The sequence below is a fragment of the Faecalibacterium sp. AF27-11BH genome (assembly GCF_003603005.1).
Classification (GTDB): domain Bacteria; phylum Bacillota; class Clostridia; order Oscillospirales; family Ruminococcaceae; genus Faecalibacterium; species Faecalibacterium taiwanense.
Genome location: NZ_QVGS01000001.1, coordinates 327,789 through 348,605, shown reverse-complemented (window position 1 = coordinate 348,605; position 20,817 = coordinate 327,789). Strand labels below are relative to the sequence as shown.

Sequence of the window (20,817 nt, the reverse complement as noted above, 5' to 3'; positions counted from 1 at the left end):
AGATACCGTCCCGGAAGCTTTTATTTCATTTAATAGCGCGCCACGCCGTCCTTCGTTACAAGGGCATACACCAGCGGGGCTTCCTCCGGCTTCTCAGGGCCGTATCCAAGGCCGCTGCGGTACTCGGCGGCGGCAGCTTCAAACTTATCGGCTGCGCCGTAGAAGGTAGCCAGACTCTCGCCCTTCTTTACGTAGTCGCCGCGCTTTTTATGCAGGGTGATGCCGGCGGCAAAATCCAGCGGGTCGCCCTTTTTCTGTCGGCCCGCACCCAGCAGTACGCTGGCAGAGCCGATCTTCTCGGCGTCGTTCGCCACAATGTAACCGTCCTGCTCTGCCAGCAGCTCAAAGCTTGCCGCGGGCTGCTCAAACAGGCTGTAATCGTCCAGCACGCGGGTATCGCCGCCCTGCGCCGCAAACATCTCCTTGCACTTAGCAAAGGCAGACCCATCGGCAATCGCCGCCTCGGCCATGGCGCGGCACTCGGCAGGAGTGCCCTTATCGGCCAGCACCAGCATGTTCGCCGCCAGCTGCAGGCAGACCTCGGTCAGGTCGGCGGGGCCATGGCCCTTGAGCACATCCATGCTTTCCATGACTTCCAGACTGTTGCCAATGTTATGGCCCAGCGGGGTGTCCATATCGGTGATCATGGCAGCCACCCGGCGGCCGTGATGGGTGCCAATGGATACCATCAGCTTGGCCAGCTCAATGCTCTGGTCTACCGTTTTCATAAAAGCTCCGGTGCCGGTGGTCACATCCAGCAGGATGGCATCCGAGCCGGAAGCCAGTTTCTTGGACATGATGCTGGATGCGATGAGTGGGATGCAGCTGACGGTCGCGGTCACATCCCGCAGGGCGTACATCTTTTTGTCGGCAATGGCAATGCCCTCGCTCTGGCCAATGACCGACAGGCCGATCCTGTTCACCTGCGCAAAGAACTCCTCCTGTGAGAGGGCGGTTCTGGTGCCGGGCACGCTCTCCATCTTATCGATGGTGCCTCCGGTATGGCCAAGGCCCCGGCCGCTCATCTTGGCGATCTTCACGCCGCAGGCCGCCACGATGGGGGCAATGACCAGCGTGGTCTTGTCGCCCACGCCGCCGGTGGAGTGCTTGTCCACCTTGATGCCCGGAATGGGCGAAAGATCCACCATCACACCGCTGTGAGCCATCACATCGGTCAGCTCTGCGGTTTCTTCATCGGTCATGCCGCGCAGATAGACAGCCATCATCCATGCAGCCATCTGGTAATCAGTCACTTCTCCGCTGACATAGCCATTGACGATCTGCTCCAGCTCCTCACGGCTGTGCGTACCGCCATCACGCTTTTTTGCAATCAGATCATAAACGCGCATCGTATCACGCTCCTCGTTTTTTCAATAGTACGACATTATAAGATATAGTATAGCAAAATTCCAAACAAAAGCAAGTATCATTCTGTAAACTTTGCCCAATTTCAAACCAAAAAGGGCGCAGCCGCCCGGAAAAGCAGCTGCGCCCTTGTTTTGGGAACACAAATCGTCGTTTTAGCGGGATCCCTTGTCGTAGGGGATGCCCTCTGCCTTGGGTGCCATGCTGTTCTTGGAGGTAAACGCAAGAATGATCATGGACGCCACGAACGGCATCATGTTGTAGATGTTGCTGGACCAGTGCAGCTGTGCCAGGAAGGTGGAGTCTGCAATGTTTGCCAGACTCTTGAACACAGCAAAGAACATGGCTGCGCCAAAGATGTTGAAGGGCTTCCACTGGCCAAAGATCATAACAGCCATGGCAAGGAAGCCTGCGCCGGCCACGCCCACCTCAAAGTTCCAGGTCTGCACCGGGGGCACAATGTAGGCCATGCCGCCGATCGCGCCCAGTGCACCGGAAATGACAACACCGGCATAGCGCATCTTGTAGACATTGATGCCCACAGAGTCCGCTGCCTGCGGATGCTCGCCGCAGGCACGCAGGCGCAGGCCAAAGCGGGTCTTGTACAGCACCACATAGCTGATGATCAGCAGAATGATGCCCAGCGGCACAAAAATGCTCAGCTCCAGCCCGCCGATGCTGAACAGGAAGGGCCTGTTGGTGTAGTTCAGCTTTGCACTGCCGCTATCGCTGAAATTCTTGGCAATGACCACCGCAATAGCAGTGGCCAGCAGGTTCAGGGCCGTGCCGCCGATGGTCTGATCTGCCTTCAGGTTGATGGAGGCAAAGGCCAGCAGCAGGCTGTACACCATACCGGCCAGTGCCGCCACCAGAACAGAGATCAGCACCACGAGGAAGACCGGCATTTCGGCAGGCAACATGGTCAGGGTGAGAACACCCGCCACACCGCCAATGACCATGATGCCTTCCAGTGCGATGTTGATGATGCCGGAGTGCTCACTGAACATACCGCCCAGTGCCACCAGCATCAGAACGATGCCATACAGCAGCGTATATTTGATCAGAAGCAGCATATCACTTGCCCTCCTTTTCGGTTGCAGATTTTGCAGGAGCAGCAGGCTCTGCGTTCACATTGGTTTTATCGGCATTCTTGAACAGCAGTGCGTGGATCTTGCCGCGGAACAGCATGGAGAATGCACACAGGTAGATGATGATACCACTGATCAGATCCGAGATCTCAGTGGGGTAATACTTGGTGGAAAGGAAGGAGCCGCCCACCGAGATATGGGAAATGAAGATTGCCGAGAAAATGGTGCCAATGGGGTTGGAGCTTGCCAGCAGTGCAACGGAAATGCCGTTGAAGCCCATTGTCGGCAGGCTGGTGGAGTTCAGCGGGTTCCACTGGGACACATTGGACAGATAGTACAGGCCCGCACCAAAACCGGCCAGCGCACCGGCAATGGCCATGGAGAGGATGATGTTCTTCTTCTCGTTGATGCCGGCGTAGCGGGCAGCGCTCTTGTTCAGGCCGACTGCCTTGAGCTCGTAGCCGAAGGTGGTCTTGTTCAGCACCACCCAGATCAGAACTGCCACTGCTGCCGCCAGGAAGATGGCAATGGTGGTGCTGTTGGTCTGGAACAGCTTGTTCAGGCCGAAATCCGGGATGATGGACTGAGCGTAATCGGCGTTCTTGCTGATGTTGATGGTACGGGTGTTGCGCACATCGTACATGGGGCCGGTGCCGTTCTGGTAAATGAGCTCATTGACCAGATACAGGCCGATCCAGTTGAACATGATGGAGGTAATGACCTCGTTGATGTTGAAGTAGGCCTTGAAGAAGCCGGGGATCGCACCCCAGATGCCGCCCAGAATGGTGGCTGCAATCAGACAGACGAACCACGGCAGCTTGAGCATGATGGCGCAGTACAGAGCGCCGTAAGCGCCCAGCGTGTACTGACCCGCCGCACCGATGTTGAACAGGCCGGTCTTGAAGGCAAACGCCACAGACAGACCGGTCATAATGAGGGGAGCCGCATTTGCCAGCTCCTTGCCGACACCGTAGGGTGCGTCATGGAAGCCGCCCTTCAGGATGCGCACAAAGCCGTCGCCCCATGCGTGAGCCGGGTTGATGGCCAGCAGCACCAGAAAACCAACCACAAGGCCGATCAGGATGCACAGCAGAGCAGCCAGCACACTGGTGATGGAGCTGTTCAGACTGCTGTGGGAAAGTTTTTTCTTGTTCATGTGTTATTTGCTCTCCTTTCCCTGCTTGCGTGCGCCTGCCATATACAGGCCCAGCTCCTGCACGGTGGTGGTCTTGGGGTCAAATTCGCCCACGACCTCGCCCTCGTACATCACAAGGATGCGGTCGGACAGGTTCATCACCTCGTCCAGCTCCAGGCTGACCAGCAGCACGGCCGTACCCTTATCGCGCTCGGCCACGATCTGACGGTGGATGTATTCAATTGCACCAACGTCCAGACCGCGAGTGGGCTGGACTGCCACCAAGAGCTTCGGGTCCTTATCGATCTCACGGGCAATGATGGCCTTTTGCTGGTTACCGCCGGACATGCTGCGCACGGTGGTCAGGCTGCCCTGACCGCTGCGCACATCGTACTGGGCAATGAGCTTATCGGAATATTCGCGCACCTTATCGCTGCGGATAAAGCCGCCCTTCTGGAACTCGGGCTGCCAGTAGCGCTGCAGCACCATGTTGTTTTCCAGACTGTAGTCCAGCACAAGGCCGTGCTTGTGGCGGTCCTCCGGGATGTGGCTCATGCCGTCCTTGGAGCGCTGACGGATGGACTCGTTGGTGATGTCCTTGCCGTCCAGTGTGATCTTGCCGCTGCTGATCTTTTCCAGACCGGTCAGGCCGTAGACGAACTCGGTCTGACCGTTGCCCTCGATACCGGCAAGACAGACGATCTCACCGGCGTGCACCTGAAAAGAGACATCCCGGACTGCGTCCTTCTTGTGCTGGGCGCTGTGCATGGTAACGTTTTCCACATCCAGCACCACCCTGCCGGGGTCTGCGGGCTTTTTGTCCACCTGCAGCTGCACATCACGGCCAACCATCATGCGGGAAAGCTCTTCCTTGGTGGTGTCCTTGATGTCCACGGTGCCCATATACTTGCCCTTGCGCAGAACAGTGCAGCGGTCTGCCACCGCCATGATCTCGTTGAGCTTGTGGGTAATGAACAGGATGGACTTGCCCTCCTTCTTGAACCCGCGCATGATCTCCATCAGTTCGTCGATCTCCTGCGGGGTCAGCACTGCGGTAGGCTCGTCGAAGATCAGGATCTCGTTGTCGCGGTACAGCATCTTCAGGATCTCAACACGCTGCTGCATACCAACAGAGATATCGCTGATCAGTGCATCCGGGTCCACGCGCAGGCCGTACTTTTCGCTCAGGGCCATCACCTTTTTGCGTGCCTCGGCCTTCTGCAAAAAGCCCATCTTGTTGGGTTCCACCCCCAGAATGATGTTGTCCAGCACGCTGAAGCATTCCACCAGCTTGAAGTGCTGGTGCACCATGCCAATGCCCAGTGCGTTTGCATCATTGGGGTTGCGGATGACAACCTCCTTGCCGTTTTTGCGGATCTGACCAGCTTCCGGCTGGTACAGGCCAAACAGCACGCTCATCAGCGTACTTTTGCCGGCGCCGTTCTCGCCCAGCAGGGCATGTACCTCGCCTTTGCGCAGCTGCAGGGTGATATCGTCGTTTGCCTTGATTCCAGGGAACTCCTTGGTAATGTGGAGCATTTCGATCACAAAATCCTCTGCCAATCTGCTCACTCTCCTTTCGTGTCGTTTCGACACCGATACTTCTTTAAGTTCCATTATACCTGATTTGCGGCAATTTGCACATGTCTTTTTTGCTTTTTGGCAGAAAGCACAGATAATAGTATTACTTTTGTACTCTTTTCACGAAGAGTACGCTGCATTTTTCCCGCATTACGCCAATAGAAGACAGAAAAAAGCGGGACACCCCGTTACAGGATGCCCCGCTTTGAAAAGAACTATCGATCGTCCGCAGGCAGGCCTGCCGGACAACAGCTTACTGGATGTAGTTGACGGTGGTGAACTCGCTGACGGTGGGCTTGGTAGCGTCGTCGGAGCTGTTATCAACAGTGATCTCGCCGCTCTTGATCTTGCCCTTGACTTCCTCGTACTCGTCGGTGGTGAAGGACTCGAAGTTCCAGCTGTCTGCATCGGTGGGCAGGCCGATATAATCGCCGTCCTCCAGACCGAAGTTGCCATTGGAACCTGCGATGTCGTCCCAGCTGCCGGCATCGATATCAGCCAGAGCAGTGTTGACAGCCTCGGACAGGCCCTTCATAGCAGAGGTGATGAACGGGTTATAAGCGTAGGTACCATCTGCAACGCCGTTTGCACCGATGTAGTTCTGGTCAACGTCAACGCCGATGACGTAGCCATTGTTCTTCAGAGCAGCCTCAACAGCGGAGGTGTAGATGCCGCCGCCGCAGGCAAAGACGACCTGAGTGCCGTTGGAGTACCAGCCCTCCATACGGGAGGTGATGTTTGCATCGCCGTAGAACTGGCCGCCATAGAAGTAGTTGATCTCGATGTTCTGACCCAGCTCAGCAGCAGCAGCGTCAGCGCCCTGCACGAAGCCGTAGCCGTAACGGATAACAGCGGGAACAGCCATGCCGCCCAGGAAGCCCAGCTTGGTCTTGCCGTCCTTTGCGATGGCGTAGCCTGCCAGATAGCCTGCCTGCTCCTCCTTGAAGGTGATGCAGTAGCAGTTAGCAGGGATAGCGTCGGTGCCGATATCGCCCTGCGTCACATCGATGGCGATGAACTTGACATCGGGATACTGGTCAGCAGCCCATGCCAGAGAAGCGCCGTACAGGTAGCCGACGCAGACGATCACATCAGCGCCGTCGTTGACAGCCTGACGGATCATGGTCTCGCGGTCCTCATCGGAAGCGTCAGCCTCGGGAATGTAGTACTGGCAGTCATCGCCCATGTAGCCGGAAACAGCAGTCCAGCATGCCTGGTTGAAGCTCTCATCATCGATCGTGCCGGTATCGCAGGTCAGAGCGACCTTGACGATCTTCTCACCGCCCTCAGCAGCAGAGGAAGCAGTAGAAGCAGCAGCGGAAGAAGCGGTGCTGGTAGAAGAAGCGGAAGAACCGCCGCAAGCGGTCAGAGCAGCGGCAGCGGCAGCGGCACCAGCCACAGCCAGGAAATTACGACGAGAAATCATCATAATCAAACTCTCCTTTTATTTTTAATAAAATTGCGTCAAACAAATAAAATGCGCAGAACTGCACATTTACTGGCTCAAGTATAACGGCAAGCCGTGTCAGATGCAAGCAAATTCCGATTACAAAATCTTTACAATAATTTTGTAAGTTTTTATCAAAAGTAGTATTTATGCACAAATTTGCCGTAGTTCCGGCCATTTTCCGTGCACCCCCTGTGTTTTGCCTCACAATGCACGTATTGCCGTCACTTTATTGTCCTGCAGTGCACCTCTGCGTTTTTATCCCGTCACTTCACGGCACGGTTGCCCGCCACATTGGAGGGGCCAAAGCCGAAGGGCAGCAGTTCGTCCATGCTGCGCTCGATAAAGTCTTCCGGTGTCTTTGCCATGATAACGTTCAGTTCCGGCCCGCCGAATTCAAACAGAGCCTGGCGGCACACCCCGCAGGGAGAAGTGATCTGCTCGTTCACCTCGCCGCGGCGGCTGCCCACCACAGCAATGTCTGTGAACTCGGTCACACCCTCGGCCACCGCCTTGAACAGAGCCGTGCGCTCTGCACAGCTGGTGGGGGTAAAGGCAGCGTTCTCCACGTTGCAGCCGGTAAAAATGCGGCCATCCTTGGCGCGCAGGGCAGCGCCCACCATAAAATCGCTGTAGGGCACATAGGCTTTTTCCCGTGCAGCCAGTGCCATGCGGATGAGCTCCTTCTTTTCTTCCAGGGTCAGGTTTGTCATATCCGTCACTCCTTTTTTTGGTTTTCAGGGGTCGAAAACAGCGCGGCAAGCCCTTTTGCAGGCAAACCGCGCTGAAATGCGTTTTTAACGCTTAGTATTCTGCACCCAGTGCTACCTTCATCATATCGGTAAAGCTCTTCTGGCGCTGTTCTGCCGTGGTGATTTCCGGCGAAACAAAGCTGTCGGAAATGGTCAGCAGGCAGGCAGCGTTCTTGCCCAGCACCTGTGCATTGGCAAACAGGGCAAAGCTCTCCATCTCCACGCACAGGCAGCCGCGCTCGTCGCGCAGCTTTTCCCAGTAGGTGGGCTTTGCATCGGAGGGCTGACGGTAGAACACATCCGAAGAGTGGATGTTGCCCTCAATGAGGGGGATACCCTGCTTGGCGGCAGATGCGCGCAGCTTGTCGTTCAGGCTCTGGCTGGGCAGCGTGATGTCCCCTTCAAAGCCGCTCTGCACACGGGCATAGTTGCTCTCGCTCACAGCACCGGCGGCCAGCACCACGTCAAACAGCTTGGCCTTGTCGGTATAGCTGCCGGCAGAGCCGATGCGGATGATGTTCTCTACATCGTAGAACTTGAACAGCTCATAGGAATAAATGCCGATGGAAGGCATACCCATGCCGCTGCCCATCACGCTGATGGGCCGGCCCTCGTAGGTGCCGGTAAAGCCCAGCATCCCGCGCACGCCGGTCACCTGACGGACATCCTTGAGGAAGGTGTCCGCAATGAATTTTGCACGCAGAGGATCGCCCGGCATCAGGACGGTCTTTGCAAAATCGCCTTTTTCAGCACTGATGTGAGGGGTAGACATAAGATCATCTCTCCTTTTCTGTTACATAATACAGCAGATGGGCCTTTTCCGGAGAAAAAGCCCTCTGCAAACTTACCTTTACCTATACTTTCTGCGGTTGAACACATTCTGCGGCGCGATGTAGCTGCCGTTGCGGCGGATCTCAAAGTGGCAGTGGTTGCCGCTGGAGCGTCCGGTGCTGCCCACATAGCCGATCAGCTGGCCCTGCTTGACCGTCTGACCAGAGTGCACCGCCAGCGACAGACAGTGCGCATACACCGTGGTGTAGCCGCTGCCGTGGCTGATGATGACGGAGTAGCCATAACCCGTACCGGCACCGGCCTTGTTGTAGCCGGCCTTGGTCACGGTGCCGCCCGCCGATGCGTAGATGGGCGTACCGGCAGCCGCACAGATATCCACACCCTTGTGGCTGCCGCCGTACCAGCGCGAGCAGTTCCGGTAGCCGGGCACCGGCCAGATGAACTGACCGCTGCCGGTGATGTAGCTGGTGCTGCTGGTCACCTTTTTGGTGCCCTTCACGATTTTTTCGGTGACAGGCTCCTGCACCACTTCCGTGCTCAGGATCTTCTGGGAAAGCTGGATGCCATCGGTGTTATAAACACGCTGCGCCGTGATCTGACGCAGGCCGTTCACACCGTTCTGCACCGTTTTCTTGGTACCCACCGTGTATTCGTTGGAGGTGGTGGTCTCGGTGGTATAGGGGATCTCCTCCTGCCAGGTCTCCACCTTGGTGATGCGCACTTCCAGCGTAGCTTCCTGCTTGGTCACGATCAGCTCATCACCGGCCTGAATGTTAGATTTCTCGTTCAGGGGCGCGCCCTTGAAATTGGTATTCAGTTCGCACAGCTCACGGAAGGTGAGGTCGTTTTTCTGGGCGATGCTCCATAGCGTGTCGCCTGCGCCCACTGTGTAGATCTTTTCCTGCTGCTGCACACCGGAAAGTTCCTTTTCCACATCCGCTTCGTCCTGAAAGCTGTCGTTGAAGTAGATGCCGTTTTCCAGCGTGACTTCCTTGTTGAAGCCCACGGTCACGTTGGCGTTCTCAGGGTCCTCATAGGGTTCCAGCAGGCTGCTCAGGTAGCTCTGCAGGCTGACACCATCGCTGCACACTGCGGTCAGCTCGCCATCCAGATACAGGGCCGTGCCCTCGCTGATCTCGTCGCTGGCGCTCTTCAGGATCGCGTCCGCCATCTCGTTTTCATCCATGGTCTTGTGGGCCACGGTAACGGTGTAGGTAGGCTCCACGGTCCACTTTGCATGGTCGGTGTCTGCGTAGTTGATACGCTCCTGCACCGCCTCACGGGCCGAGTTGAACACATCCTCATTGGCCACATAGCCGACGGTCTGGCCGTTCACCTGCACCTCCAGCGCATAAGGCTGGCGGACGGTATGGTTGAACACGGTCACCATAACGGCCAGTGCGCACACCGGCAGCACATACATGGCCATGCGCGGCAGTGTTTTCAGGTTGCGGCGCACGCCGCTGGCCAGATAATGTACGCTGGCTTTGCAGGCTGCGGCAAAGCCTTTTTCTTTCCGCACCTGTTGGGCGTGCACCAGCAGCGAACCGCAGCCCCGGAAGAACAGCCAGATCGGGCCGAACAGGTCCCGGAACATCTGCGCTGCCCCCGGGAACGCCATTGCCGCAGCATTTGCCAGCAGTGTCGTAAATGCCTGACACAGCCACAGCCAGCCGCTGCGCAGGCCGCGCCCAACGCGGACGAATCCATACTCTGTAGAATAGCCCAGTGCATACAGCGTCTCCCCGATGACTGGCACGGCAGAATTCTGGGCAAGCTTTCTGCCAAAATCATTCACATGATTCTGGGTTTTACGGCGCAGCCGGTGCCGGTGCAAAAGCCCCATGCATTGCAGCTGTGCCCAAAGGGAGCGCAGCCTCTGGCCGCGTTTCGGTTTTACCGGTGAAGCGGGCTGCTGCTCCTTTGTCTTGTCTTCGATCAAAAGGTTTTTCTCCTTCCTTGCCGCCAATGCACACACGGTGCCGGGATAAGACGGCGGCGGTCTTGGGCGCACATGCCCTTTCCAGCAGGCTCATGCACACAACATTCTTATTTTATTATACACCCTGCCGTCTTTGAAACAAGCATTGTCACAAAATTTGGGCGGTTCTTTCACTTACTTTTCACCAAAAAGCTGTTTCATATCCTGCGGCAGCGGGCTTTCCGCCGCAGCAGTTTTCCAGTTATTTCCATTCGCCGGGCATTCCACCCGGATTCCGCCCTCCACCGGGGTGTACACCGGCACCCGGAAGCTCTGCCTTGCACAGTGCAGCGCCTGCCGCCCAATGCACTCCCGGCTCCCGCCGTAAAGGTCATCCCCAGCCAGCGGGTGGCCGATGGACGCAAAATGCACCCGGATCTGATGGGTGCGGCCCGTTACCGGCACACAGGCTGCAAGGCTCAGGCCGTTTTCTGCTTCTAATATGGTATACTCGGTGCGGCTTGGCTTGCCGTCCGGGGTCACGCAGCGGCCAATGATGCTCTCCGCCTGGCGGCCAATGGGCGCGTCGATCACGCCCGGACCCAGCGGCAGCTCTCCCTCCACAACGGCATAGTAGAGTTTTTCCACATTCCGGGCCAGCAGCGGCGCAGCATAGGCGTGCTTTGCAGCCAGAACAAGGCCGCTGGTGTCCTTATCGATGCGGTTCACCGGGCGGAACACCGGGCTGATGCCCTGCTGCGCAGCCCATGCCGCATACCCGTTGGCAAGGGTATCGTAGGGGTAGTTCAGGGTGGGGTGCACGGCCAGATGCGGCGGCTTTTCCAGCACCACTGCAAAGGCATCCTCATAGACCACGTTTACCGGGATCTCCGGCTGCGGGGCCACGCCTTCCCCTTCCGGCGGCAGCTCAAAGCTGACCGTCTGCCCCGGGTACACCCTGCGGTTGGCAAGGACAGGATCTCCATCCGAAAAAAAGCCGCTGCCCCGGAACTTGACTGCACGGGCAAGGTCGGTAGAAACGGCACACTGGCGCAGAAAATTGCGCAGAAGCACTCCGTTTTGGGTCTGCGGCGTATCGGGCACCGTAAAAAACAGCCGCATATGCACCCACCTCCTGCGCAAAAAAACATAAAAATATATAAGATATTATATCAAAAAAGGCTTCTACTTGCAAATCCTGCTTTTTTATGGTATCATGAGGAGCGGAAAACGAGTGGAACATACGGCGGCGGGGCGGCTTTGACCGCTCTGAGGAAAGTCCGGGCCTCACAGAGCACGGTAACTGCTAACGGCAGCCGAGGGTGACCTTAGGGAAAGTGCAACAGAAAACAAACCGCCGCAGCAATGCGGTAAGGATGAAACGGCGAGGTAAGAGCTCACCAGCGCATGGGTGACCATGCGGCTTTGTAAACCCTACCGGAAGCAACGCCTATATGGGACGTACAGCGCTGCTCGCGTGTCCCGAAGGCGGCACGAACCTGTCAGCAATGGCAGGTCTAGACAGATCGTCGTTTAATACAGAACCCGGCTTACGGTCTATCTCGTTTTCCATTTTTCAGTCTTTGATTCCCGCACATTTTTGTGTGGGATTTTTTATTTTTTGTCTTGCCCGCTTTCTCCGTCGGGCAGTGCGAGATGGAGAGAGCGCGGCTGTTTTGTTTTTGTCATTGTTCTTTTACTTCCCGTTTGGGTCTGTTTGTGGTATACTATGTGCACTGCAGGAAATTGCAGTCAACTAAGAAAGACAGGATGTGAAATCCTCCGATGAAAGATGGTTTTTTGAAAGCAGCCGCCCTTTCTCCCGCACTGCGGGTGGCCGACTGCGCCTATAATGTCCGGCAGATCACGGATGCTTTGCACAAAGCCGCAGCCCGCGGCGTAAAGCTGGCCGTGTTCCCCGAGTTCTGCCTGACCGGCTATACCTGCGGCGACCTGTTTCTGCAGCGCACGCTGCAGACCGGTGCACTGGATGCCCTGAGCACCCTGCTTGATGAAACAAAAGCACTGGACGTTGTCACGCTGGTGGGCCTGCCGCTGCTGGTGCACGGCAAGCTGTACAACTGCGCCGCCGTGCTATGCCATGGCCGCATTCTGGGGCTTGTGCCCAAGACCTATCTACCCAACTACGGCGAGTTCTACGAAAAGCGCCAGTTCACCCCGGGCAGCACCGAAGTGGAGCTGGTGGAGGTGTGTGGTCAGCAGGTGCCCTTTGGCACTTCCCTGCTGTTCCGCTGCCGCCAGATGCCCAGCTTTGTGCTGGGCGTGGAGATCTGCGAGGATCTGTGGAGCGCCCTGCCGCCCTCCACCTTCCACGCGCTGGCCGGTGCGACCGTGATCGCAAATCTTTCCGCCAGCGATGAGACCGTCGGCAAGGCCGAGTACCGCCGGGCGCTGGTGTCCAACCAGTCTGCCCGCCTGCTGTGCGGCTACCTGTATGCTTCCGCCGGGCACGGTGAGAGCACGCAGGACATGGTGTTCGCCGGCCACGACCTGATCGCCGAGAACGGCACTATTCTGGCGGAGAACGCTCCCTTTGACGGCGGCTGTGCCGAGACCGAGATCGACTGCCAGCGCATGGAAGCCGAGCGTGCCCGCAACACCAGTTTTGAGCTGAGCGGCGAGGGCTATCAGACCGTGGAGTTCGATCTGGAACCGGCAGAGACCACGCTGACCCGCTGGATCGATCCCGCGCCCTTTGTGCCCGGCGACCCCAAGCGCCGCGCCGAACGCTGTGAGCTGATTCTGAAAATGCAGGCCGACGGCCTTGCAAAGCGGCTGGAACACGCCCACGCAAAGACCGCCGTTATCGGCATTTCCGGCGGCTTGGACAGCTGTCTTGCGCTGCTGGTGGCCGTGCGTGCCATGAAGCAGCTGGGCCGCCCCGCCCGGGATGTGCTGGCTGTGACCATGCCCTGCTTTGGCACCACGAAGCGTACCCGCAGCAATGCAGAGATCCTGTGCGATGAGCTGCAAGTCTCCTTTAAAGAGATCGATATCGCCAACACCGTGCACAGCCATTTTGCAGACATCGGTCAGGACGAGAGCGTGCTGGATGTCACCTTTGAAAACGGTCAGGCCCGCGTGCGCACGCTGGAGCTGATGGATACCGCCAACCGCACCGGAGGCCTTGTAGTGGGCACCGGCGACCTTTCGGAGCTGGCGCTGGGCTGGGCCACCTACAACGGCGACCACATGAGCATGTACGGTGTGAACGCCGGTGTGCCCAAAACGCTGGTGCGCCACCTTGTGCGCTACGAAGCCGACATTGCCGCCACCGATGCTCTGCGCACGGTGCTGCTGGATATTCTGGATACGCCCGTCTCCCCGGAGCTGCTGCCTGCCAAGGACGGCGAGATCGCGCAGAAGACCGAGGACCTTGTGGGACCCTACGAGCTGCACGATTTCTACCTGTATCAGGTGCTGCGCTTCGGCTTTGGCCCGGCCAAGATCTTCCGGCTGGCAAAGACTGCATTCGCAGGCCGGCCGGAGTACCCGGACAGCGTGCTGTACAAGTGGCTGCGCAACTTCTACTGGCGGTTCTTTGCCCAACAGTTCAAGCGCAGCTGCCTGCCCGACGGCCCCAAGGTGGGCAGCGTGACCCTTTCGCCCCGCGGCGACTGGCGGATGCCCAGCGATGCCTGTGCCGCACTGTGGCTGGCCGAGCTGGAACAATTGCAGATCAAGGATTAACGCATGAAAAACAAAAAGCTGCTTACCAATCTTCTGTTTGCCGTGGTCATTCTGGCCATTGCCGCTGTGCTGCTGGTGGTGCGCCGCGTGCACGCTTCCGGCTCCGGGCTACGGGCCGAGCTGATCTACGGCGACAACAACACCACCATGAACCTGCCGCTGGACGTGGATGAGACCTATGATGTGGACACCGGTTACTATACCGTCCACATTCAGATCAAGGACGGTGCAGCCCGGTTCGTGGATTCGCCCTGCCCGGATCACATCTGTGAAGGCTTTGGCTGGCTTTCCAACGAAGATCAGACCGCCACCTGCCTTCCGGCCCGTGCAGTGCTGACCATTGTACCTGTTTCCTGACAAAAAGGAGTGGTTTTGAATGATGGATGAAAACGATCGTTCCCACGAAGATTACCGTTCTCTGCGGCACATCAGCCGCAAGGAAGGCTCTGAGGATACTGCGCCCATCGAGGTAGACAGCTCGGCGTTTTTTTCCGAGCTGCCGCCGGAACAGCCCAGCACACCGCCTCCGGCCCAGCCTCCCCAGAAGCCGCCGCGCAGCGGCCACAACACACCCGTACCGCCCAAGGCCCAGCCGCCCATGGATGGAGCCGTGGCAGTACCTTCCAAGTGGGGGAAAATTTTGCTGATCTTACAAGGTATTTTAAGCATTCTGGCACTGGTGCAGCTGTGGCGCACCCAGATGCTGCCGGTGCTGTATCTGGTCATTCTGGCCGCGCTGCTGGCGCTTTTGTGGCTGCTGGTAAAGCACTGTCAGGAGTACAATGTTCCCGGCAAGGTGGCCCGGGTATTTTCGGTGTTCCTGTGCGCTGCCATGGCACTGGGCTGCTTCTGGGCCCAGCAGGGCCTTTCTGCCCTGGGCAGCATGACCTCTGGCCTGCTCACCGGTGCCGAGGCCAACAAGATCACCAAGGAGCCGTTTGTGATCTACCTCAGCGGCGTGGACACCCGCGGCGAGTTGACCGAAAATGCCCGCAGCGACGTGAATATCCTTGCTGCCGTGAACCCTGTCACCAAGAGGGTGGCCCTGATCAACACCCCGCGCGACTACTACGTAGACCTTGCCGGCACTGACAGCAAGGATAAGCTGACTCACGCCGGTCTGTACGGCGTGGAAACCAGCATGGCCACACTGGGCAATCTGTACGGCGTCAATGTGGACCATTACATCCGCATCAACTTTGCGGGCTTCATCAGCATCATCGATGCGCTGGGCGGCGTGGATGTCTACTCCGATCAGGCGTTCACTTCTGTTGGCAGCCCCGGCTACTATGACCCCACCACCTTTGTGGAGGGCTGGAACCATCTGGACGGCAAGGCCGCTCTGGCCTTTGCCCGTGAGCGTCACGCCTTTGCATCCGGCGATATCCAGCGCGGCATCAACCAGATGAAGGTGATCGATGCCATGCTGAACAAGATCAAGTCCCCTGCCCTGCTGATGGGCTTTTCCAAGATCATGGATGCCGCAGCCGACTGCTTCGTCACCAGCTTTTCACAGGATCAGATCAGTGCGCTGGTGCGGATGCAGCTGAGCGACTTTGCCGAGTGGGATATTGAAAGCTATACCGTCACCGGCACAAGCTCCAGCAGCACCAAGTGCTACTCTGCCAAGGGACAGAAGCTCTACGTCATGAAACCGGATGATGCTTCTGTGAGCAAGGCTAGGGAAATGATCGCGTCCGTGCTGGGCGGTGAGGGCACCGTTGCCGACACCACCCAGAAGCCGGAAAAGACCGATGTGTTCACCCCCACCACCGACCCGAACGCCGCTGTTTCGGAGGTGCCTGCGGAGAGCGTTCCCGAGGAAGTGCCCGCCGACAGCCTGCCGGAAGAGACCGTCCCGGCTGACCAGCCTGCAGAGCAGCCTGCCGACACCCAGCCGCAGGAGCCGGAAGCTCCCGCCGAGGGCGAGACCGGCAGCGGTGATACGGCCGGAGAAGCACCGTCCATCTCCCTGCCCACACAGGAAGAGGTGGAACAGGCTGCATCGTCCATCTACAATGCGGCTTCCTCCATCTGGGGTGCCATTCAGGATGCTGCTTCGCAGCAGAACGACGCGGCCTGACGATTTGAAATATCCTCTGCGCAAGCTCCGGACTCTATAGCGGAAATATTATTTTATTTGCAAAACAGGAAACGACTGCGGTCATTTCCTGTTTTGCTTTTTCACCAGAAAGTCCGTGCCGATAAACTGCATAAAAATGCCGCCTGCATCTTGAACCAATGCAGGCGGCTTTCTCATTCAAAATAATTATGCCTTGATCTCGTTCCAGACGCTCTTGCCGTCCAGAGAGGAAGCATCCACATCAAGATACTCGCAGATGGTCTGGGCGATGGTGCCAAAGCACAGACGGGTGCCAAGGTCAACGCCAGGCTTCACGCCCTTGCCGCAGATCAGGTACGGCACATACTCGCGGGTGTGGTCGGTGGTCTTGGTATAGGACGGGTCGCAGCCATGGTCAGCGGTGACCATGAGGAGATCGCCCTCCCGCATTCCGGGGATGAAGTCGGCCACGAACTTGTCAAACTCGGTGGCAGCGGCGGCATAGCCTGCTACATCGCGGCGATGGCCGTAGAGCATATCGAAGTCCACCAGATTCACAAAGGCAAGGCCCTCAAAGTCGCGGGTCTGCAGGGCCTTGGTAAAGGCGATGCCATTGGTGTTGCCAGTGGTTTTGATCTTCTCGGTCACACCCTCACCGTCGAAGATGTCAAAGATCTTACCAACAGCGATCACATCCCTGCCAGCGTCCTTCAGCAGATCCAGCATGGTGGCGCGGGGCGGCTTGAGGCTCAGGTCGTGGCGGTTGGTGGTGCGGTAGAAGGTATCCGCAGTGTGGCCCAGGAAGGGGCGTGCGATCACGCGGCCCACGCCGTACTCGCCCTTGAGCATCTCGCGGGCGATCTCGCAGTAGCGGTACAGCTCATGCACCGGCACCAGCTCTTCGTTGGCGGCCACCTGAAATACGCTGTCGGCACTGGTGTAGACGATAAGGGCGTTTTCTTTCATGGCCTGCTCGCCGTAATCCTTCAGCACCTGCGTACCGGAATAGGGCTTGTTGCACAGCACCTTGTGGCCGGTCTTTTCCTCAAACTCGTGAATCAGCTCATCCGGGAAGCCGTTCGGGAAGGTGGGCAGCGGTTTGGGGCTTACCACACCGGCGATCTCCCAGTGACCAATGGTGGTATCCTTGCCCATGCTCTGCTCCTGCAGGCGGGCAAAGGAGCCGATGGGCGCTGCGGTCTTTTCGCCTGCGGTCACGCCATCAATGTTGAACATGCCCATCTTTTGCAGGTTGGGGCAGTTGAAGTTGGGATGTTTTGCAATGGCACCCAGGGTGTTGGTGCCCTCATCGCCAAAGGCGGCGGCATCCGGCTCTGCGCCAATGCCAAAGCTGTCGAGGACGATCAGAAAAACACGCTTTTCCATATCGTTTTTTCTCCATTTCTTCCGGGGACCTGCCCCGGATAAGTGATACTATCTTTACTTATCATTATAAGCAAATCCTGTGCCGGATGCAAGCGTTTTTGCTGTGCTGCAAATATCCGTCATTTTCACCAAAATGTTCGTCATTTCGTTCACAATCCGACGAAGCGTTTTGGCGTTTTTATTCGTTGCTGCGTTATTTCGTGTCAAAGGCATCTTAGCTGCAAAAAAAATTGCAGCGCAGCTTGATTTTTTTCTTGCCCTATTGTATCCAAGCGGATATAATAGTAAGTGGAAAAAGTTTTGAACAGCAGAACTTTTCTGCTTTTGTACCACAGCATGGGATTTTTTCCCGTTGGTCGCGTGCAGCTGCCTGTATGACAGCGGACAGCCTGCCGCAAAATAGAGAATGTGAAGTTGTAGTTGGAGGTAGTAAAAGTATATGAGAAAAACAAAGATCATCTGCACTCTGGGCCCGTCCACCGATCAGGAAGGCGTTCTGCGCGAGCTGGTCGCCAACGGCATGAACGTTGCCCGTTTTAATTTTTCCCACGGCTCTCACGAGGAGCATCTGGGCCGCTTTGAAAAGCTGAAGGCCATCCGTGAAGAGCTGGGCAAGCCGGTCGCCGCCCTGCTGGACACCAAAGGCCCCGAGATCCGCCTGAAGGACTTCAAGAACGGCACTGAAATGCTGGAAGCCGGCCAGACCTTCACCCTGACCACCCGCGAGGTGGAAGGCACCAAGGAGATCTGCTCCATCACCTATAAGGACCTGCCGCAGGACGTGCAGCCCGGCGGCACCATCATGCTGGACGACGGCCTGATCAAGCTGCAGATCGTCACCGTGAACGACACCGACATCGTGTGCAAGGTGCTGAACAACGGCAAGATCAAGAACAAGAAGGGTGTCAATGTGCCCGGCGTGCATCTGTCCATGCCGTATATGAGCCAGCGCGACCGCGACGATATCATCTTTGGCGCACAGCAGGGCTTTGACTTCATCGCTGCTTCCTTCGTGCGCACCGCGCAGGATGTGTACGATATCCGTAACCTGCTCAACGAATATGATTCCGATATCCGCATCATCGCCAAGATCGAGAACCGTGAGGGCGTGAACAACATCGACAGCATTCTGGCTGCAGCCGATGCTGTCATGGTGGCCCGCGGCGATCTGGGCGTTGAGATTGACTTTACCGAGCTGCCCGGCATCCAGAAGAACATCATCGAGCGCTCCTTCTCCTTTGGCAAGCCCATCGTCACCGCTACCCAGATGCTGGACAGCATGATCGTGAACCCCCGTCCCACCCGCGCCGAGATCTCTGACGTGGCAAATGCCATCTACGACGGCACCTCTGCCATCATGCTTTCCGGCGAGACTGCTGCCGGTGCTTACCCCGTGGAGGCCCTCAAGACCATGTCTGCCATTGCTGAGCGCACCGAGCAGGAGAATCACTCCCGCTTTGCGCCCCTCGCCGAGAACACCGGCAAGATCAGCGTGAGCGATGCAACTGCACATGCTGCCTGCCTGACCGCCAAGGACGTGAATGCTGCCGCCATCGTCACCGTGTCCGAGTCCGGCAACACCGCCCGTCTGCTGAGCAAGTACCGCCCGGAGCAGCCCATCATCGCCTGCGTGATGAAGGAGCAGGTGCAGCGTCAGCTGGCCCTGAGCTGGGGCATCACCCCGCTGATGATGCCTCTGGCACACAGCACTGATGAGCTGATCGAGATGTCCACCTCTCTGGCCAAGGAGAACGGCTACCTGCACAACGGTGAGCTGGCCGTTGTGACCGCAGGCGTGCCTGTGGGCGTGTCCGGCACCACCAACATGATCAAGATCCACATGGTAGGCAACTGTCTGGCTACCGGTGTGGGCGTTGGCCGCGAGAATGCCGACGTAACCAGCGCCACCGGCAAGGCCTGCGTCTGCCGCACTCTGGAAGAGGTGCGTGCAAAGTTCAAGCCCGGCATGGTTCTGGTGGTGCCCTCCACCAGCAACGAAATGCTGAGTTACGTGCGTGATGCCGCCGCTCTGGTGGTGGAAGAGCCGGGCCTGAACAGCCATGCCGCCATTGCCGGCAAGGCCCTGCTCAAGCCTACCGTTGTGGGTGCCGCCGGTGCTACCAGCCACATCCGTGACGGCCTGATGATCGCTGTGGACTGCGCGCACGGCAGCGTGCAGCGCCTGCAGGCATAAGCCAAAGGAGAAAAACTCATGGAACGCATTGCAAGCTTCTGTGTTGACCATACCAAACTGGACCGCGGCATGTATCTGAGCCGTCAGGACGGCGATGTTCTCACATGGGACATCCGCATGAAAAGGCCCAATCACGGCGATTACCTGTCCACCGGTGCCGCCCATACGCTGGAGCATCTGTTTGCCACCTATGCACGTAACAGCGCCTTTCAGGACAGCGTGATCTACGTTGGCCCCATGGGCTGCCGCACCGGCTTCTATCTGCTCACCCGCGGCCTGACTCCCGCCGAGGCACTGGAGCTGACGGTGGAATCCTTCCGCTTCATGGCTGGCTTTGAGGGCGCTGTGCCCGGGGCCAGCGAAGTGGAGTGCGGCAACTACCGCGATATGGATCTGCCCGCCGCCAAGGCCGAGGCCGCTGCCATGCTGCCGGTGCTGGAAGCACTGACCGGCGACGAGCTGCATTACTAAGCTATCTTCACCCTTCAAATTCATCATCATAAAAAAGCGCTCTCCCACCGGGTTTCCGTTGGGAGAGCGCTTTCGTTTTAGTTGTTCTTGATCGCATCCAGTGCCTGCCGTGCAGCACGGATGTTTTCTTCATCCGTCTGCCATACCTCAAACTCTGAAAAGCCCGGCAGCCCCATGGGCACACCCTCGCGGCGGAAGGTCATGCGGCTTTGCAGCACCTGCTTGCCGGAAAGGTGGAACGCATGTGCCCCGGTCTGTGCGGCAAGTGCCGGGATGTTTTGTGCCGTGACACCGGCACCTACCAGAATTTCCACGCTGTCCCCTGCCCGCTCCACCAGTCGGCCGAGAAGCTCCGCTCCCTCTGGGGCACTCGCCGCCTGCCCGCTGGTGAGGATGGTACAAAGGCCCATGCTCCGGACCGTTTCCAGTGCCGCAAAGGGGTCGGCGCTGACATCAAAGGCACGGTGCAGGGTACACGCCACCGGACGGCCTGCCTTTTCCGCTGCCCTGCGCGCCGCCGCATAAATGGGCCGCATGGCCTCCGCATCCAGCTGCCCTTCCGGGGTCAGCACACCGGTCACGATACCATCCGCCCCGGCCTCCACCAGCTCTGCGGCCAGCTGTTCCATCTGGGCAAGCTCGTAGCTGTCGTAACAGAAATCTCCGAACCGGGGCCGCAGCAGAGCGCGCACCGGCAGGCCGGTCTCCGCCTTGACCTGATGCACCAGCGCAAGGCTGGGCGTTGTACCGCCCACGATCAGGTCGGCACACAGTTCCAGCCTGCTGGCACCGCCGCGCTTTGCTGCCAGTGCACTGGCAGTGCTGTCCACACATACTTCCAGAACAGAACGCATTTCAATTCCTCCCTTTTTGCCGGGCTTTGAACCCGGCATTCTGGTTTATTCTACCACG

The 20,817-nt window shown here is 58.0% G+C and carries 17 protein-coding genes and 1 other RNA gene; 6 read left to right on the top strand and 12 right to left on the bottom strand.

What is annotated here, in order from left to right; all coding sequences use genetic code 11:
• Nucleotides 1–29: 29 nt before the first annotated feature.
• The 9 genes from DWY76_RS01595 to DWY76_RS01555 all read right to left on the bottom strand — a co-directional run bounded on the left by DWY76_RS01595 (nucleotide 30) and on the right by DWY76_RS01555 (nucleotide 11,203).
• Entirely contained in the window at nucleotides 30–1,349 is a 1,320-nt protein-coding gene (locus DWY76_RS01595; protein ID WP_005940085.1) for a thymidine phosphorylase, read from the bottom strand.
• Between the two features lie 171 nt (nucleotides 1,350–1,520).
• Entirely contained in the window at nucleotides 1,521–2,438 is a 918-nt protein-coding gene (locus DWY76_RS01590; protein WP_120079496.1) for an ABC transporter permease, read from the bottom strand.
• A 1-nt stretch (nucleotide 2,439) separates the two neighbouring features.
• Entirely contained in the window at nucleotides 2,440–3,609 is a 1,170-nt protein-coding gene (locus DWY76_RS01585; RefSeq protein ID WP_005940077.1) for an ABC transporter permease, read from the bottom strand.
• A 3-nt stretch (nucleotides 3,610–3,612) separates the two neighbouring features.
• Entirely contained in the window at nucleotides 3,613–5,127 is a 1,515-nt protein-coding gene (locus DWY76_RS01580) for an ABC transporter ATP-binding protein (protein ID WP_097782087.1), read from the bottom strand.
• 295 nt (nucleotides 5,128–5,422) lie between these two features.
• Nucleotides 5,423–6,598 (bottom strand): BMP family ABC transporter substrate-binding protein, encoded by a 1,176-nt coding sequence (locus tag DWY76_RS01575; protein WP_005940071.1) that lies wholly within the window; start codon nucleotides 6,596–6,598, stop codon nucleotides 5,423–5,425.
• A 284-nt stretch (nucleotides 6,599–6,882) separates the two neighbouring features.
• Entirely contained in the window at nucleotides 6,883–7,329 is a 447-nt protein-coding gene (locus DWY76_RS01570; protein ID WP_005940064.1) for a cytidine deaminase, read from the bottom strand.
• 91 nt (nucleotides 7,330–7,420) lie between these two features.
• Nucleotides 7,421–8,140: a purine-nucleoside phosphorylase gene (gene deoD / locus DWY76_RS01565; RefSeq protein WP_005940061.1), complete on the bottom strand. Its 720-nt coding sequence runs from the start codon at nucleotides 8,138–8,140 to the stop codon at nucleotides 7,421–7,423.
• 78 nt (nucleotides 8,141–8,218) lie between these two features.
• The gene (locus DWY76_RS01560; RefSeq protein WP_243111883.1) at nucleotides 8,219–10,102 is read right to left on the bottom strand and encodes a M23 family metallopeptidase; all 1,884 of its coding nucleotides are present in this window, start codon (nucleotides 10,100–10,102) and stop codon (nucleotides 8,219–8,221) included.
• Between the two features lie 174 nt (nucleotides 10,103–10,276).
• Entirely contained in the window at nucleotides 10,277–11,203 is a 927-nt protein-coding gene (locus DWY76_RS01555) for an RluA family pseudouridine synthase (protein ID WP_120079492.1), read from the bottom strand.
• A gap of 109 nt (nucleotides 11,204–11,312) precedes the next feature.
• Between DWY76_RS01555 and rnpB the strand changes: the two genes are divergently transcribed.
• The 4 genes from rnpB to DWY76_RS01535 all read left to right on the top strand — a co-directional run bounded on the left by rnpB (nucleotide 11,313) and on the right by DWY76_RS01535 (nucleotide 15,875).
• Nucleotides 11,313–11,650, top strand: an RNA gene (gene rnpB, locus DWY76_RS01550) — RNase P RNA component class A.
• A 216-nt stretch (nucleotides 11,651–11,866) separates the two neighbouring features.
• Nucleotides 11,867–13,792: an NAD(+) synthase gene (locus DWY76_RS01545; protein WP_120079491.1), complete on the top strand. Its 1,926-nt coding sequence runs from the start codon at nucleotides 11,867–11,869 to the stop codon at nucleotides 13,790–13,792.
• Between the two features lie 3 nt (nucleotides 13,793–13,795).
• A complete protein-coding gene (locus DWY76_RS01540; protein WP_005940047.1) occupies nucleotides 13,796–14,149 on the top strand; it encodes a NusG domain II-containing protein in 354 nt (117 codons plus the stop codon).
• Between the two features lie 19 nt (nucleotides 14,150–14,168).
• Nucleotides 14,169–15,875, top strand: a complete 1,707-nt coding sequence (locus DWY76_RS01535) for an LCP family protein (RefSeq protein ID WP_120079489.1) — start codon at nucleotides 14,169–14,171, stop codon at nucleotides 15,873–15,875.
• Nucleotides 15,876–16,061: 186 nt separating this feature from the next.
• Here DWY76_RS01535 and DWY76_RS01530 read toward each other — a convergent pair whose 3' ends face one another.
• Both DWY76_RS01530 and DWY76_RS13795 read right to left on the bottom strand, forming a co-directional pair.
• On the bottom strand, nucleotides 16,062–17,240 hold the full coding sequence (locus tag DWY76_RS01530) for a phosphopentomutase (protein WP_097774800.1): 1,179 nt from the start codon (nucleotides 17,238–17,240) through the stop codon (nucleotides 16,062–16,064).
• A gap of 54 nt (nucleotides 17,241–17,294) precedes the next feature.
• Nucleotides 17,295–17,699: a hypothetical protein gene (locus DWY76_RS13795; RefSeq protein WP_207665811.1), complete on the bottom strand. Its 405-nt coding sequence runs from the start codon at nucleotides 17,697–17,699 to the stop codon at nucleotides 17,295–17,297.
• Here DWY76_RS13795 and pyk point away from each other — a divergent pair.
• Both pyk and DWY76_RS01520 read left to right on the top strand, forming a co-directional pair.
• Nucleotides 17,680–19,434: a pyruvate kinase gene (gene pyk, locus DWY76_RS01525; protein ID WP_120079487.1), complete on the top strand. Its 1,755-nt coding sequence runs from the start codon at nucleotides 17,680–17,682 to the stop codon at nucleotides 19,432–19,434. The two genes, DWY76_RS13795 and pyk, sit on opposite strands and share 20 nt — an antisense overlap.
• A gap of 18 nt (nucleotides 19,435–19,452) precedes the next feature.
• On the top strand, nucleotides 19,453–19,905 hold the full coding sequence (locus DWY76_RS01520) for an S-ribosylhomocysteine lyase (protein WP_005940027.1): 453 nt from the start codon (nucleotides 19,453–19,455) through the stop codon (nucleotides 19,903–19,905).
• A gap of 77 nt (nucleotides 19,906–19,982) precedes the next feature.
• On the opposite strand, the gene DWY76_RS01515 is transcribed toward DWY76_RS01520, so the two are convergent.
• The gene (locus DWY76_RS01515; RefSeq protein ID WP_120079485.1) at nucleotides 19,983–20,759 is read right to left on the bottom strand and encodes a copper homeostasis protein CutC; all 777 of its coding nucleotides are present in this window, start codon (nucleotides 20,757–20,759) and stop codon (nucleotides 19,983–19,985) included.
• Nucleotides 20,760–20,817: the final 58 nt, after the last annotated feature.

Bases quoted from the DNA above. Each gene is read 5' to 3' on its own strand.
- DWY76_RS01555 (WP_120079492.1), bottom strand. From the start codon at position 11,203: ATGCGGCTGTTTTTTACGGTGCCCGATACGCCGCAGACCCAAAACGGA.
- DWY76_RS01570 (WP_005940064.1), bottom strand. From the start codon at position 7,329: ATGACAAACCTGACCCTGGAAGAAAAGAAGGAGCTCATCCGCATGGCA.
- deoD (WP_005940061.1), bottom strand. From the start codon at position 8,140: ATGTCTACCCCTCACATCAGTGCTGAAAAAGGCGATTTTGCAAAGACC.
- DWY76_RS01530 (WP_097774800.1), bottom strand. From the start codon at position 17,240: ATGGAAAAGCGTGTTTTTCTGATCGTCCTCGACAGCTTTGGCATTGGC.
- DWY76_RS01515 (WP_120079485.1), bottom strand. From the start codon at position 20,759: ATGCGTTCTGTTCTGGAAGTATGTGTGGACAGCACTGCCAGTGCACTG.
- DWY76_RS01575 (WP_005940071.1), bottom strand. From the start codon at position 6,598: ATGATGATTTCTCGTCGTAATTTCCTGGCTGTGGCTGGTGCCGCTGCC.
- DWY76_RS01540 (WP_005940047.1), top strand. From the start codon at position 13,796: ATGAAAAACAAAAAGCTGCTTACCAATCTTCTGTTTGCCGTGGTCATT.
- DWY76_RS01595 (WP_005940085.1), bottom strand. From the start codon at position 1,349: ATGCGCGTTTATGATCTGATTGCAAAAAAGCGTGATGGCGGTACGCAC.
- DWY76_RS01590 (WP_120079496.1), bottom strand. From the start codon at position 2,438: ATGCTGCTTCTGATCAAATATACGCTGCTGTATGGCATCGTTCTGATG.
- DWY76_RS01545 (WP_120079491.1), top strand. From the start codon at position 11,867: ATGAAAGATGGTTTTTTGAAAGCAGCCGCCCTTTCTCCCGCACTGCGG.
- DWY76_RS01535 (WP_120079489.1), top strand. From the start codon at position 14,169: ATGATGGATGAAAACGATCGTTCCCACGAAGATTACCGTTCTCTGCGG.
- pyk (WP_120079487.1), top strand. From the start codon at position 17,680: ATGAGAAAAACAAAGATCATCTGCACTCTGGGCCCGTCCACCGATCAG.
- DWY76_RS01580 (WP_097782087.1), bottom strand. From the start codon at position 5,127: ATGCTCCACATTACCAAGGAGTTCCCTGGAATCAAGGCAAACGACGAT.
- DWY76_RS01520 (WP_005940027.1), top strand. From the start codon at position 19,453: ATGGAACGCATTGCAAGCTTCTGTGTTGACCATACCAAACTGGACCGC.
- DWY76_RS13795 (WP_207665811.1), bottom strand. From the start codon at position 17,699: ATGATCTTTGTTTTTCTCATATACTTTTACTACCTCCAACTACAACTT.
- DWY76_RS01585 (WP_005940077.1), bottom strand. From the start codon at position 3,609: ATGAACAAGAAAAAACTTTCCCACAGCAGTCTGAACAGCTCCATCACC.